This window comes from Halomonas sp. (assembly GCF_033549285.1).
Classification (GTDB): Bacteria; Pseudomonadota; Gammaproteobacteria; order Pseudomonadales; family Halomonadaceae; genus Halomonas.
In genome coordinates, this window is the sequence record NZ_JAWSUJ010000091.1 from 1 (window position 1) to 12972 (window position 12972).

At 54.4% G+C, this 12972-nt stretch carries 18 protein-coding genes; 7 read left to right on the top strand and 11 right to left on the bottom strand.

Annotated elements, in window-relative coordinates; all coding sequences use genetic code 11:
* The first annotated feature begins 247 nt into the window (after nucleotides 1–247).
* Both SCI24_RS16770 and SCI24_RS16775 read left to right on the top strand, forming a co-directional pair.
* Nucleotides 248–619 carry a histone-like nucleoid-structuring protein, MvaT/MvaU family gene (locus SCI24_RS16770; protein WP_318726468.1) on the top strand — a complete coding sequence of 124 codons (372 nt, stop codon included), beginning with the start codon at nucleotides 248–250 and terminating at the stop codon, nucleotides 617–619.
* 291 nt (nucleotides 620–910) lie between these two features.
* Nucleotides 911–1255, top strand: coding sequence for a hypothetical protein (locus SCI24_RS16775; protein ID WP_318726469.1), 345 nt, complete (start codon nucleotides 911–913; stop codon nucleotides 1253–1255).
* A gap of 157 nt (nucleotides 1256–1412) precedes the next feature.
* Here the strand turns inward: SCI24_RS16775 and SCI24_RS16780 are convergent, their stop codons facing one another.
* From SCI24_RS16780 to chrA, 5 genes are all read right to left on the bottom strand, one after another.
* A complete protein-coding gene (locus SCI24_RS16780) occupies nucleotides 1413–1787 on the bottom strand; it encodes a hypothetical protein (RefSeq protein ID WP_318726470.1) in 375 nt (124 codons plus the stop codon).
* A 306-nt stretch (nucleotides 1788–2093) separates the two neighbouring features.
* Entirely contained in the window at nucleotides 2094–2372 is a 279-nt protein-coding gene (locus SCI24_RS16785; RefSeq protein WP_318726471.1) for a CopG family ribbon-helix-helix protein, read from the bottom strand.
* A gap of 149 nt (nucleotides 2373–2521) precedes the next feature.
* A complete protein-coding gene (locus tag SCI24_RS16790; RefSeq protein ID WP_318726472.1) occupies nucleotides 2522–2902 on the bottom strand; it encodes a hypothetical protein in 381 nt (126 codons plus the stop codon).
* On the bottom strand, nucleotides 2899–3189 hold the full coding sequence (locus tag SCI24_RS16795; protein ID WP_318726473.1) for a hypothetical protein: 291 nt from the start codon (nucleotides 3187–3189) through the stop codon (nucleotides 2899–2901). The genes SCI24_RS16790 and SCI24_RS16795 overlap by 4 nt, the downstream gene beginning before the upstream one ends.
* Nucleotides 3190–3776: 587 nt before the next feature.
* The gene (gene chrA, locus SCI24_RS16800; protein WP_318726474.1) at nucleotides 3777–4976 is read right to left on the bottom strand and encodes a chromate efflux transporter; all 1200 of its coding nucleotides are present in this window, start codon (nucleotides 4974–4976) and stop codon (nucleotides 3777–3779) included.
* Between the two features lie 279 nt (nucleotides 4977–5255).
* On the opposite strand from chrA, the gene SCI24_RS16805 reads away from it, so the two are divergent.
* Nucleotides 5256–6086 carry a sterol desaturase family protein gene (locus tag SCI24_RS16805; RefSeq protein ID WP_318726475.1) on the top strand — a complete coding sequence of 277 codons (831 nt, stop codon included), beginning with the start codon at nucleotides 5256–5258 and terminating at the stop codon, nucleotides 6084–6086.
* Between the two features lie 43 nt (nucleotides 6087–6129).
* Here the strand turns inward: SCI24_RS16805 and SCI24_RS16810 are convergent, their stop codons facing one another.
* Nucleotides 6130–6321 carry a type II toxin-antitoxin system VapB family antitoxin gene (locus SCI24_RS16810; protein ID WP_318726476.1) on the bottom strand — a complete coding sequence of 64 codons (192 nt, stop codon included), beginning with the start codon at nucleotides 6319–6321 and terminating at the stop codon, nucleotides 6130–6132.
* Between the two features lie 315 nt (nucleotides 6322–6636).
* Nucleotides 6637–6954, bottom strand: coding sequence for a hypothetical protein (locus tag SCI24_RS16815; RefSeq protein ID WP_318726477.1), 318 nt, complete (start codon nucleotides 6952–6954; stop codon nucleotides 6637–6639).
* A gap of 71 nt (nucleotides 6955–7025) precedes the next feature.
* On the opposite strand from SCI24_RS16815, the gene SCI24_RS16820 reads away from it, so the two are divergent.
* Both SCI24_RS16820 and SCI24_RS16825 read left to right on the top strand, forming a co-directional pair.
* Nucleotides 7026–7292: an antitoxin of toxin-antitoxin stability system gene (locus tag SCI24_RS16820; RefSeq protein WP_318726478.1), complete on the top strand. Its 267-nt coding sequence runs from the start codon at nucleotides 7026–7028 to the stop codon at nucleotides 7290–7292.
* 24 nt (nucleotides 7293–7316) lie between these two features.
* Nucleotides 7317–7514, top strand: a complete 198-nt coding sequence (locus SCI24_RS16825) for a type II toxin-antitoxin system RelE/ParE family toxin (protein ID WP_318726479.1) — start codon at nucleotides 7317–7319, stop codon at nucleotides 7512–7514.
* Nucleotides 7515–7575: 61 nt separating this feature from the next.
* On the opposite strand, the gene SCI24_RS16830 is transcribed toward SCI24_RS16825, so the two are convergent.
* Together SCI24_RS16830 and SCI24_RS16835 are read right to left on the bottom strand one after the other, a co-directional pair.
* A complete protein-coding gene (locus SCI24_RS16830) occupies nucleotides 7576–7866 on the bottom strand; it encodes a nucleotidyltransferase family protein (RefSeq protein WP_318726480.1) in 291 nt (96 codons plus the stop codon).
* 78 nt (nucleotides 7867–7944) lie between these two features.
* On the bottom strand, nucleotides 7945–8379 hold the full coding sequence (locus tag SCI24_RS16835) for a hypothetical protein (RefSeq protein ID WP_318726481.1): 435 nt from the start codon (nucleotides 8377–8379) through the stop codon (nucleotides 7945–7947).
* Between the two features lie 268 nt (nucleotides 8380–8647).
* Between SCI24_RS16835 and SCI24_RS16840 the strand changes: the two genes are divergently transcribed.
* Nucleotides 8648–8779, top strand: coding sequence for a hypothetical protein (locus SCI24_RS16840; RefSeq protein ID WP_318726482.1), 132 nt, complete (start codon nucleotides 8648–8650; stop codon nucleotides 8777–8779).
* A gap of 152 nt (nucleotides 8780–8931) precedes the next feature.
* Here SCI24_RS16840 and SCI24_RS16845 read toward each other — a convergent pair whose 3' ends face one another.
* The gene (locus SCI24_RS16845) at nucleotides 8932–9501 is read right to left on the bottom strand and encodes a hypothetical protein (RefSeq protein WP_318726483.1); all 570 of its coding nucleotides are present in this window, start codon (nucleotides 9499–9501) and stop codon (nucleotides 8932–8934) included.
* A 61-nt stretch (nucleotides 9502–9562) separates the two neighbouring features.
* Here SCI24_RS16845 and SCI24_RS16850 point away from each other — a divergent pair, with 61 nt between their 5' ends.
* Entirely contained in the window at nucleotides 9563–10036 is a 474-nt protein-coding gene (locus SCI24_RS16850; protein WP_318726484.1) for a hypothetical protein, read from the top strand.
* Between the two features lie 187 nt (nucleotides 10037–10223).
* Here SCI24_RS16850 and SCI24_RS16855 read toward each other — a convergent pair whose 3' ends face one another.
* Nucleotides 10224–10730, bottom strand: coding sequence for a DUF6957 family protein (locus tag SCI24_RS16855; protein WP_318726485.1), 507 nt, complete (start codon nucleotides 10728–10730; stop codon nucleotides 10224–10226).
* Nucleotides 10731–12972 lie beyond the last annotated feature (2242 nt).

Sequence of the window (12972 nt, forward strand, 5' to 3'; positions counted from 1 at the left end):
AGAAGACGCTCAGCTGACGATCACGGGTGGGTCATTTTTGTTGGCCACTGGTGGGTCAGTTCTGATGGCCATTGACATGCCCTGAGGTTGCAGCCTAGTCCGAGCGGATGTGAGTTGCGTTCGAGCGCGTGCACCTCCATCTGGTCCTGTCCACCTACCCACGCGATGAAAGCAAGAATCTCGTTGCGTTTCTATTTTTCGTTAATTATCATGCCACATGTAAATTCAACAGTTAGAGACCTATTCTATGTCAAGCCTCCTGACGGCCTACGCACAGCACGAGCAACAAAAGCAGCAGCTGGAAAAGCAGCTTGAAGAGATGCGAGCTGATCCACGCCTCCAGGCCGAGATTGAGTTCAAGGACAAGCTTGAGGCACTGATGAAGGACTACGAGAAGAGCGCTGCGGATGTCATTGCTCTACTGGACCCGAAGCCTGCTTCTTCTTCCGCAGCGCCTTCGACTGGCGTTCGCCGCAAGCGCAAGCTGAAAATTTACAAGAACCCGAACACGGGTGAAGTCGTAGAGACCCGTGGCGGTAACCAGAAGACCCTCAAGGCCTGGAAGGAAGAGCACGGTGATGAGACGGTCGAGTCTTGGTTGGTCCGCACCGAGGACTGATTCAGCACGGCTATAGATGCTGAAGCTCGATCATGAAGCCCCACATGCGCTCAGCGGTGTGGGGTTTTTTGTTGTCTGGAGGGTGTATGCGTTCATGGCGGAGTCCCTCGTGTAACGAGGTATGAGCGTCTTCCCCGATGTACGGATAGAGCGCTGCCACAACTCCTGTAGATGTATGACTGGCAAGATGAATCTATGTCTTCATCCATCCCAGTTCCGCCAACAATAGGAAGCGCTACCACGGGCGATCGGCTAGTATGAGAGCTGGTACGCGTGACAGAAGGGGGAGGTATGAATCAGCAATCATCACCTGCGCCAGAAGATCCGCTGGACCGGATTTTTGCTTATCGGGCCTTTGACCTGCGAGATAGGTTCCCTCAGCCGCTGGAGACCTTCCGCGAGGCACTAGAGTGCCTGCAAAGCGAAAGTGCCTACCTCCCTTCTTGGAGTGGGGAAATCGTCGCCTATCTGAGAGGGGGCGGTTCGATTTCCATCCCTGATCGTTTCTTCTTTCGAGATGAGCCGGGGGTGGATCCAGCTATAGTCTCGCCCGAATTCAACGATGAGGTGTGTGCTGAGGTACAAGAGTGGTTACGCCAAGAATTGCAATCACCACGCGGGTTTGAGGACTCTTGAGAGAGCGCTTGGAGGCAGTTCCGATACTGGATGATAGTAGCTAAATAATTTATTTGGCCCTTGATTGTGACTGAACAGCATTCCCTACAATATAAAAAGAGGTTGTAGGCTTACAGTAGACGATTCATATCATGAGCATGTGCTTTGTTCTGTTTGATTATGTCCCGAGCTGTCCAATAGCATGCTTTTTATATGCGCTTTCTATCGCATCCAGGATCTGGGGGCACTCGCGGAGAAGAGAGTCCCGGTCAGCTCCATCCGGCACACGGCCAGTATGGTCAATACAGTCCCTGATAGTGCGTGAAAGCGTCGGGTTAGCTAAGTCATAGTCAGTATCGACATCGGCGTAAATCGCGTCATACAGTTGCAAAGTGCGGGCCTCTTCCCGTAACACAGCAATCAGCGACTTACCGATCTCCTGGCGCTCTTCCGCAAAATTAAAAAGTCTTTGTTGGACAGAGTAGGGGAGTGACCCGATAAAATCTGTTGCCTCCTGATGATCGTTCAGAGTGCCTTTTCCTTTGTCCTCCATAGCACCCTCCAGCTTGGGTCTATTCTGAATCCAGTTTTCTAGGTAACTGTCGCTTGCGGCCCTCTTTGTCGATCGACACGAGTCGCTCAGGATCCTCAGGGTCGACTCCATATCTCATATCACTGCGAGATACTACCCGTGCGAGTTTTCCGGTGCGACGGGCTTTTTCTAAATTTTCTAGGACGTCGTCCATGTCAATATTTTCTCTCATCGAGACCCTCCTGGTCACTCTTGTAGCATGAAACCAGAAAAACCCGAGGTTCAGGGTGTTTTGCGAAACAGCAGTACAGCCCAATAGCCCAGCGGTCACTTGCCACATACTGGGGCGGGCACTTCGTCAGCGCTCCCCCAACTGGTCAGCCACTTCTCGACTTCGTCAGCGGTTGCGTGAAGGCCGGTGGCTTGGTAGTCCTCCCAGGCCTTTAGCGTGTCTTGATTGAGGGCCTCTCGCTTCTCCTCCCGCTCCACGTACTGTTCAATGGCTTCATGCATGACCCAGTCCACAGGGCGCAGGCGAGCTTCTGCCAGGCGCTGAACCCGCCTTTGCAGGTCATCGTTGAGCGTGATGGACGTAAGTGTTGTCATCCAGGCACCTGAGTCTAGAGGGATAGCTAGTACTACTATAGTCCGATCCGGCATGGATGTCGATTATACCGTAGTGCTGGAACAGCCTCTGGCACCAAGCCACGTATGTGCCGAGAAGGAGATATTCCTCAAGCGCCATCTTAACGCCATCACAACTTTTCAATAGATTGAACATAGCCAATGATTGGGTAACCAGCCGCTTTCGCGGCTTTCTCTGCGTCGATCCGTGCTTCTAGCTCAGAGATTTTAGGAGACTGGTACTCGAAGACCTCATCGAGCAGACTCATTTTCTTTTCTCTTACGACTAGCTTGATGATGTATCCAGTTTTATATGCGGCGCCTTTGTAATTATTGCCTTTGGTTTGTTGAGTGGCTTTTTCGGTCACCTGGTGAGGAAGGTCAATCTCTTTTGCAGAGACACGTCGCTTGCCAAACTGCTCCTGGGCGCGTTGAACCGAACGGTTGTGCTGCTCGACAAAATCATCCCGTGACGACAATAATGCTTCTTCGAACGCTTGCAGATCTGTCATTCAGCTTCTCCTTTGGTTTTAAAGGCTTGTATGTTTTCAGCGCAATCCATGATATCCCCCGCCTTGAACATCATTTCAGACTTTCGCTGTCCGGCGTTAAATAATGGCTTAGGGGGCATTACGCCTTGAATGGTGCTGCCAGAAAGGATGGCTTCTCGAAGTTCAGTAATGGTCACCCCAAGCATGAGCGAAGCATTGCGGATGCCAATGCGAGATTCGCGGAATTCGGGCATGTCGAAAAACCTGTTGGTTTGTGTTATTGAAATTGGATCACGCCATTGTTTCACCAGTATCCTTGCAGCCACCGCATGCGCAGATGAAAAGTAACTTTAACAAAGGTTCCATGATGATGTCGGTACGACGTGATCCCTAGCGTCGTACATGCATTCCAGCATCATGTTGGTAGCCCATTGAATGCGCAAGTGATGATCACTGTCAATGCCTGTGGTATCTAGGCCATCTGCGTCGTGCTTTCACGAAGCGCTGACCCGGGATACTCGACGGTTACGGCAATATCGCAGGGTTGTGCTGGCGCGTAAGGGCAAGGCCAGTATCTCATCAAGCACGTCTTGCTGTCGGTAGGACACTGAGGAGGGCACATGGTTTCCTGGATTCATGGGTTGTTACACAATTATACGCTTCAGCGAGTGATTGGAGCACTTGCTCAACAGAGTTGGCGGGCTTTCAATTTAGCCCCGAGGTGAGGCTCGCCAACTCATGCTGCCTGACTGACAGGGCTTCATGACCCTCGCTAAGCTTCCCTGGTAGCTCCTTCAGACTTGCCAAAACGGGATGATAACAGATACCTGGTGAGTTTGCGTGGCATGTATCAGTTATCGGGATACCGCTTGTTTGGTATGGATGGCGACTCCAGCTACAAGGTGATAAGTACGCCGCCGCCGGCAAGGATGACTACTACCGCCCAGGCAGGCATCTTCCATACGCTGAGCAGCAAAAAGCCGGTGAGCGCCAGGGCGAACTCTCGGGGGCCGAGAATGGCACTGGTCCAGACCGGCTGGTAGAGGGCGGCTCCCAGGATGCCCACGACTGCCGCATTGGCGCCGCGCATCAGAGCCTGCGCGCTATCCCAACGGCGGAATCGGTTCCAGTGGGGTAGTACTGCCACCAGCAGCAACATGCCGGGCAGGAAGATCATCACCAGCGCCAGGGCGGCACCTAACAGGCTGCCGCCGAGCGGCCCCATCACCGCGCCCAAATATGCGGCAAAGGTGAATAACGGCCCCGGTATGGCTTGGGCGGCGCCGTAGCCTGTCAGGAACTCGTCCGCACCGACCCAGCCGGATTGCACTACCTCGGCCTCGAGCAGCGGCAGCACCACATGCCCGCCGCCGAACACCAGGGCACCGGCGCGATAGAAGGCGTCCATGACCGCCAAGGCTGCGGAGGGCGTGACCCAAGCCAGCAGCGGCAGGCCGAGCAGCAAAACAACGAAAGCCAGTCCCGCCAGATGGCCGGCACGTGTGGTGACAGGCAAAGGCAGGTCGGGAATGTCGGCTTCAGTGTGGGCCCGACACAGTGCCATGCCAGCCAGGGAACCGATCACGATGGCGGCAACCTGGCCCAGTGGACCGCTAACCAGCACCACGGTGAACACGGCGGTCAATGCAATACCGGCGCGCCGGGGATCGGGACAAAGACTGCGTGCCATGCCCCACACGGCGTGGGCGACGATGGCTACTGCTGTCACCTTAAGGCCGTGGATGATGCCCTGGCTGATGGGGCCATCAAGCAAGGCCGACCCCAAGGCGAACAGTACCAGCACGATGGCCGAGGGCAGGGTGAAGGCCGTCCAGGCCGCTGCCGCTCCCCAAGGGCCGGCGCGCATCAGCCCCATGGCGAAGCCCACCTGACTACTGGCGGGTCCGGGTAGGAACTGGCACAGCGCCACCAGGTCGGCATAGGCTTGCTCGGAGAACCAGCGACGCCGCTCCACGAATTCGATGCGGAAGTAGCCGAGGTGGGCGATGGGGCCGCCGAAGGAGGTCAGGCCCAGCAGCAGGAAAGCGCGAATGACCTCGCGGATGCGGCCCGGGGAAGCCTGATCATCGCACATGGCAAGCTCCTCAAAGCCCGGGATCAGGATGTCACCCTGAGCATGCAAGGTGACAGCAGCGTGACTGGGGAGCATAGCCGATGGGGGAGGGGCCGAAGGGTAGGTCAGACCCCGGAGTTGAGCCGAGGGTGAGTCCCCCGGGACAAGCCCCTACAGTGTCCTGTCGCACGAGGCCGTACAGCGCCTGCGGCAACTCGGCTATCGAGTCCGAAGCTTCGAGGAAGGGTATCCGGAGTGGAAAGCGGCGGGGCTGCCCATCGCATGACAGGAGGTACCGCCATGTCCGATTCCCTCCTGGCTCATGAGCCGATGATACGCGGGGGGGCCTTCGCCTTCGTACTGCTGGCGATGGCACTGTGGGAGGTCGTTGCCAGGCGACGGCCTCAGAGGATTCGTCGTCGTCAGCGCTGGCCAAGCAACCTGGCCATCGTTGTCCTCGATACCTTGGCGGTGCGTCTGTTCTTCCCGCTCGCCGCCCTCGGCGCTGCCCTGGTTGCCGCCGAACAGGGCTGGGGCCTCTTCAATCTGGTGGCAGTACCGGGATGGCTGGCGATAGTGGCGTCAGTCGTTGCGCTGGACCTGGCCATCTACTTCCAGCACCGGCTGTTCCACGCCGTTCCCTGGCTATGGCGCCTGCATCGCATGCATCATGCGGACCTGGAGTTCGATGTGACCACCGGCCTGCGCTTCCATCCCCTGGAGATCCTGCTCTCGATGGGTATCAAGCTCGCCGTGGTGACCGCGCTGGGAGCACCGGCAGTGGCGGTACTGCTCTTCGAGGTCCTGCTCAATGCCACCTCGATGTTCAACCATGGCAATGTCCGCCTGCCCGTTAGGATCGACCGCTGGCTGCGCCTTATTGTGGTGACGCCCGACATGCATCGTGTCCACCACTCCATCATCCGCCAGGAAACCGACAGCAACTTCGGCTTCAACCTGCCTTGGTGGGATCGACTGTTCGGTACTTACCGAGATCAGCCATCCGCCGGACACCTCGGCATGACGATCGGCATAGAGGACTTCAGAGAAGCGGATGACCTGCGGCTAGATCGGATGTTGCTTCAGCCCTTCGTGAACCCTCCTCGGAACTCTAAACGACGAGGGCTTTGAGGCCGTCGTTGGGTTGATGTCATGGAACACTGGTGACGAACAACTATTTTCGACGCGGAATGTCCTTCATACTCGATGCCTCACCATCCAAGGCAGATAGACGTCGTGCCGCCTGGATTCGTACATAGGTCTTGATGGCTTCATGAATGAGATCTGCCGGCTTCTCGATTCGCGGGTCAGATAGCTCCATGGCCTGCTGATACAGTTCATCATTGATGGTAACGGTGAATCTCATGGCGGTCTCTCACATCAGTAATGGGATAGGTCCGTACTCTTTTGCTATACTTGTGGCTATAGTCTATGCATAGGACGTTGGTCATGTGGCAAAAGCGTACAAGTGAAAACTTTGATGTCGATGACATATTGGCGTCGCTTGAAGCGGACCGTCAGTCGGGATCCCTTCCGAATATCGTGACTGGAAGCGCTGTCCGCTATGGAGTCGATCCTGATGATCCCGAGAGTCTCGTCGCTGTAGATGCTAATGGAAAGCATAATCTGCCGCCACTGAAAAAGTAGCAAGCTAAGTGGTTGGGCTTTATAAAACCCTGCCTCACCGTGGTAATGATTTTGCTATGCTCTCATTCAGCCATTTACGCTTTTGCTCTTTGGATATTTCATTCATCGTCTCACTTATGGCTTTATCTATATTGTCCTCTAGGTCAATTTGATTTGTGACTTTGAGTACAGTCTTCTCACCATCATCCAGGTTTTTGGAGGCCGATAGCAATGTATCAATATCGGGAAGGGGAGTGGGGCGCTTCTTTGTGAAGCCCAGCGAGCTGAGAATGTAACGGCCGCGCACAAGGATGATTAGGCCATCCATGTCGACCTTAAGATCATTACCCTGCCGGGCTAGCAAAATACTCATATAACCTCCTAGCTGTATCTGGTGGCGGAGTATACACTTGGGATATACCAGTATAGTGGGGTGTCGGGATAATGGCGAAGCAAGCTGAGTTCACAATGAGACTTGAGCCTGAGCTGCTCGAGGAGTTCTTGGCAGAGGCTGATGTAGCGCACAGTCCAGCATCTCGGGTCGTGCGCGAACTGATGCGCGAGTACGTCCAAAGGCAGCGTGAGGCTCGAGAATATAAGGCATTCTTACAAGACAAGGTCGATGCCTCCAGGCGCTCCAAGGAGGCCGGTGTGGGGCTTTCCAATGCCGAGGTGGAGGCACAAGTTCGCCGCTCGATGAGCGCGGGCTGAGCGGCAGGCGTGAGGGTCGCCAGGATGCCCGAGGCGGTCACTCACCGCGTAGCGATATGGGACTATCTGGAAGGGCGCAATCCCCAGGCCGCTGTACGAATGGATCAGCAGTTCAGCGCCACTGCCGACCGCCTGACGGACTTTTCTGAGCGGGGCAGTCCTGGCATCGTGCCGGATACGCGTAAGCTGGTTCCCGGACGAGAACTACCGGCTGGTCTATAAGCACTGTCTGGATCCGAGCATTGGTGCACACTTCGCGGCTGTGGCCGCCGGGGTAAGTAGCTCAGATGCCCCTGGCTTCCCGCAACACCCTTGCCCTGGAGGCCTCTGGCAGCTCCTTCAGGGTCTTCACGTCGATGGCCACGCCCAGGAGGGCTTCCAGCTCGGTATGCATGGCGCCCAGATCGAACAGATCAGCGTCAGGTAGCACTTCAATGAGGATATCCAGGTCGCTTCCTTCGACATCCTCACCACGCGCCACGGAGCCGTACACCCTCGGGCAGAGTCCTCGGTGCAGAGCGATGATCCGCAGGATGGCGTCACGGTGCTTTTGGAGGGCTTGTGATGGTTTCATGTGGGATGGGGCCAAGGTAAACAAAGCCTCCAGGGCTAGCTGGAGGCTTTGTGGCGTGCTTAGCGTAATGGTTGAGGGTTACATGCCCATGCTGAATTCTTCATCACGCTCTTGTCTTAACTCTGCCTGTCTTGTTTCGAAAGCTTCCTGGATAGCCTCAATAGAAGTGTTATAGTTTTCTTCTACATAGGACTCGACCTGGCTCTCAAGGTCGTCGATGATCTCATAAATAGCATTCTCATCAATATCAATGCCTGCTTTTTCCGCTGCCATCTCAATTTTTGAGAAGTTGCCGAGCTGCGCACCATCGCTTTCACCTACTACCCATGCAGGCAGGGACCCAAACCCTCTGATGTCGTTATAAAAATACTCGTAACAGAGGTTAGCAGAAAACTCTTTTTCGCCTACTTTTATATCCGCAGTGTATTCACCAACACCACCACCATGGCCAGCCTCAAAGTCAAAATCTTTAACATCCCTTGCAACTGATTTTATTTGTGCTTCGTTAGTCATCATGTTTTCCTTTTGGCGGAGCTTGATTATAGAAAAGATTTTTTAAAATGGCAATAGGAAGCCATCGATTACATTGGCTATTTTTCTACATTGCTTGCGGTTTGTATGCTATTTGTTATGTTTAGGGTAGAGGTATAGGGGGCAGTTATGAATGAGTATCTAGAAATGATTTTGGTGGCATCACCGCTGCTTATTTTAGCAGTCGCCGTTGCTTTTGCAGCGTATTGGATCACCAGGAAGAAGTGATGAAACTAGAGAGGAGGGCGCGATGATTGAACTAGATGAAGTTGAGGTGGCGGCGCTTGAGAAATTCACAAAACAGGTTTCTGAATCGCACCCTGATGCCCAGTACAGCGTTGCTCGGCGCGGGAAGGCTATTCGCTGGAGCTGGATGTGCTGATCGATCAGGCAGGCACAGCGGGCGCTTAGGCGGTGAAGGTGGCGGCGAATGGCGTGCTTGTGACTGATGGGGTCTATATCGGACCTCATGTGTCGTCACGCGGGCCTGACCAGACTAAGACACCTCTGGATCTGCTGCGCGGAAGCGTTAAGTTATTTCACCGGTCGTTCTATCCAGCTGATGACTAGCGGTCTCACGCTGATGATGGGCTTTCCGACAACATCCTCATCTTCGGGGTCGATAGATGGCAGGATAGGCCCGAATTCAAAAATCAGTTCATTGATGAAGCGACTTTCGCGATCAACCATCGTATCCAGTTCAATATCGTACCAATGCTCTGTGTACCAAAGAAACGCATCGTTCCGCGTCATCTCTGTGTCGATTAAATCATGGCGGAGTGCGCTTTTTTTTAATTGCGGGTAGTCTTCCACGGTAATTACAATGGGAGTGGTGAGCGGGGAGAGTTGAGTGATCGAACGACCTGAGGTATAGGGCTGCTCATTGCTATAGCTTTGAAATGTGCGATACTGAGGAATAATCGGGCCAAATTCCTCTATCAAGCTATTTATGAACTGAATTTCGTGATCTTCAAGCGAGCGAATAAAGACATATTCCCACGTCGACGCGTAGTGCATATGTGCGTCTTCCCGAGAAATTTCTTTAACCCCTGGGAAGCTCCACATTATAAAGCGGAGTGAGCTATAGTCATCAACACGTAACATCTTTTCCATCTCTAAAGGGTAGTCTACTATGCCTCACTGGTCGATGCGCATGCGGCGTCAAATGGAGAAACGACTTCTGCGCACCCTGGAGTCCCGCAGAAGTGATTTTGCGGGAGAGGGCGTCGACGTGGATCTTTGGAGCCGCGAGGCCTTCCTTAGAACGACCGATGCCCAAGGAAGCCAATGCACTATCACCATATCTACAGCCTTCTCAGATGCCGGGTTTTACGTCAGCGTCCAGGGCATCGATCACCCATCAGGCCACCCCGAGATGCATCAGCTCCGCGATCCTGAGGAGATCATGTCTTTCCTGCATTATCGAATCGATCAGATACACGGCAAGGACCCAGCGGAGAAAGTCATTTTGCCTCGTGTCGAGGTATGGGCGGGATCTAGAGAAGAAGCGCTGCGCTGGTATAGGGAGACGCCAATCCCCGCACTGGGAGACCTCACGGCCCAGCAATTGGTCGCCCGGGGGAGGATGGCTGACGTGCTGAGCTATATTGAGCACATCGACCAGGGCGGCTATGCCTGAGGACTACTCGGTGTGACCCTGGATGGTGCCGATATTGCGCTCGACCGTTCTGACCATGTGCGATGGACAAACTCATTTTGAAGACGTGTCGAGTGCCCAGTTTCCGATAGGTTACCGGCTATTCCATGGCCAGTATGGTGGGCAAGGTATGTCGTCATTGTCGTAGCCACGGAACAGGCTGGGGCTCTCAGTCATCATCAGGCCCAGTGAAAAATGCATTTGGCCCTAGCTGACCCTCTACATTCCTTAGCACATGCAGGGACTGCCCCAGAGAGCGCATATTGTAAGCCTCCCGTAGTGTGGCATTGACTTCTTCTCCGTCACCCTTCAAACAGTAAAGTGAGTTTCTGGTCTGGACCAAACCCCTTTCTTCATCGAAATGAATTATGAAGCTGGTGAAAACATAGCCACCACGCATGAAGCGAGTTTTGTAGTCTGATATGACATGGTCAGAAAACAAGAGCTGCATAGGCTCGTCGGAATCTATGACATTGACGACTTCCCAGTCTTTTACGATGCATGTCCTCTTTGCGATACCCTCTTCTGCTGATGCCCATGTCGCTTTGGCAGGGATGACTCGGCTCGTGCAAAGCTGCTCAATGAAAGCTTCCAGCCTATCAGGCGGTATCTTATTTCGGTACCGTTCGTGCAACGCTTCCTTTTCTCTCTTTCTGTCTTCCTGGCTGAGTAGCATATCTGTCTCCTCTTATACTCTCAGTTATAATAGGAGTGAGTTGTGTGTGGTGCAAGCAGATCTAGTGATTAGTTGGCAAGGCATGTGTAGTCCTTAAATACCTTTGTGGATGTTCATGCCAATGGCTGTCTAATCACCATTTGAGGACAAGATGATTACACTCCCATCGAGTAAGTCTTTTTCCGTTTTGTCCGTGGCCGGGAACCTGTTTGTCCATTACTGGACAAGACCATAGGTGCCAAGTTTCCTTGTAGCTGTGCACGCAGTGCCATGCAAATGTCTTACCGTAGGCGATGCCCGACCCGATGCCTGGCGCGTGCTCTGTCCATTAATGGACAAAACATATGATTGAGAGCTGCTGAGCGAACGTGGCGACATAGAGTGGCCGTGTTGGTGGGGATCTACTCCGGCACTAGGCGCTGCCCCTGTCCATTGCTGGAAAAGGCTGATGTTCAAGATGGGGGCGTACTGGGGTGCGGGCGGATCCTCGAGGAAATCACTATCAATGGCTAGTCGGATGCCAAGCGCGGGCTCTGTCCAGCGCTGGACAAACCAGACAATGCCTTACCGAGGGGAGAAAACTCCGATACAGGATGTCACCGATGGCGAGTATATGAGCTGGCACCAGGTGCTGGCCCTGTCCAGCGATGGACAAAATCAACGATTTCGATCTGCTGAGAGTGCACGCTGGCATAGGATGCCCCCGACGCTGGTCTCTGTTCTACCGGCAGGTACTGGCGCTGTCCAGCGCTGGACAAAGCCAGCGCTGCTGAGAGGGTGTCCCGATACAGGATGTCCTCGATGGCGGGTTTCCGGGCCGGTACCAGGTCACATTCTGTCCAGTAATGGACAAGACCATCGATGCTCAAGGACGTACCGACACAGGATCTCCGATGCCGTGCATCTGTTTGTCCAGCAATGTACAACGCCATCGATGCCGAGCTGCCGCGCGACCAGCTCCGCGAAGGAGTCACTACCGATGGTGATGCCTGATCCGATGCCAGTCGCTGGCTCTGTCCAGTAATGGACAAAACTGATCTTCTTGAAAGGGCCTTTTAGCAGTGACAGTAGCTCCATGAATGAGTCGCTGCTTCAGATGCCTTGCTCGTGATCTGTCCAGCGCTGGACAAGGCTGATGTTCTCGAAATGGGAGTTTAGCCGTGTGGATAGCTCCACGAAGTAGTCATTGCCTCCTACACTTTACCCGTGATGTATCCAGCGCCAGGCAAGGCCATCTATGTGCGAGGATGTTCCGACACAGGTTCCCCGATGCTGGGAATCTGTTTGTTTAGTAATGGATAAGGCCAGTGATGCGCGAGGGCACGCCGACACAGGATCCCCACGATGCCGTGAATCTGTTTATCTACCAATGGAAAAGGCCATCGAGCCCGAGCTGTTGAGCCGACACGAGATGTCCTCGGTGGCGGATACCTGATCCTGCTGCACCGTACGTTGGTCCTGTCCAGTAATGGACAAAGCCATCGATTTTGACCTGTCGCGCGGACACAGGAAATCCCCGCTGGCGGGAATCTGATTCGGTACCAGGCGCTGTCCCTGTCCAGCGCTGGACAAAGCCATTGAAGTCGATTATTCGAGATGACGTGCCAGTATAGGATGAATTCGACGCGGGTATCTGTTCTGCCGACAGGTACTGGCCTTGTCCAGCGCTGGACACGGCGTTAACTCCGGTCGGTCGAGCGGATACAGGCTGTCCTAAATGGCGAGTACCTGATACTGCTGCACCGTGCGTTGGTGCTGTCCAGCGCTGGACACGGCCGTTAACTCCGGTCTGTCGAGCGGATACAGCCTGTCCTAAACTGCGAGTACCTGATACTGCTGCACCGTGCGTTGGTCCTGTCCATCAATGGACAAAACCGTTGGAGCCGATAGGGCGAGATGACTCGCCGGCATAGGTTGATCTCGACACAGATATCTGTTCTGCCGGCCGGCGCTATCCTTGTCCATTGCTGGACAAGGGTGATGTTCAGGGTGGGGTGCGTTGCCGTGTGGGTAGCTCCACGAAGGTGTCATTGCCGGTGGCCATGCTTGATTAGCCGCCCGGCCGGTGCACTGTCCATTAATGGACAAAACCGTTGATGCCGATGAGGCGCCCACATCCAGCTTTTCCCCTCCAGCGTGGGGCTACGCAGCCGCCTGGTGCTACCCTTGTCCATTGCTGGACAAGGGTGATGTTCAGGGTGGGGTGCGTTGCCGTGTGGGTAGCTCCACGAAGGTGTCATTG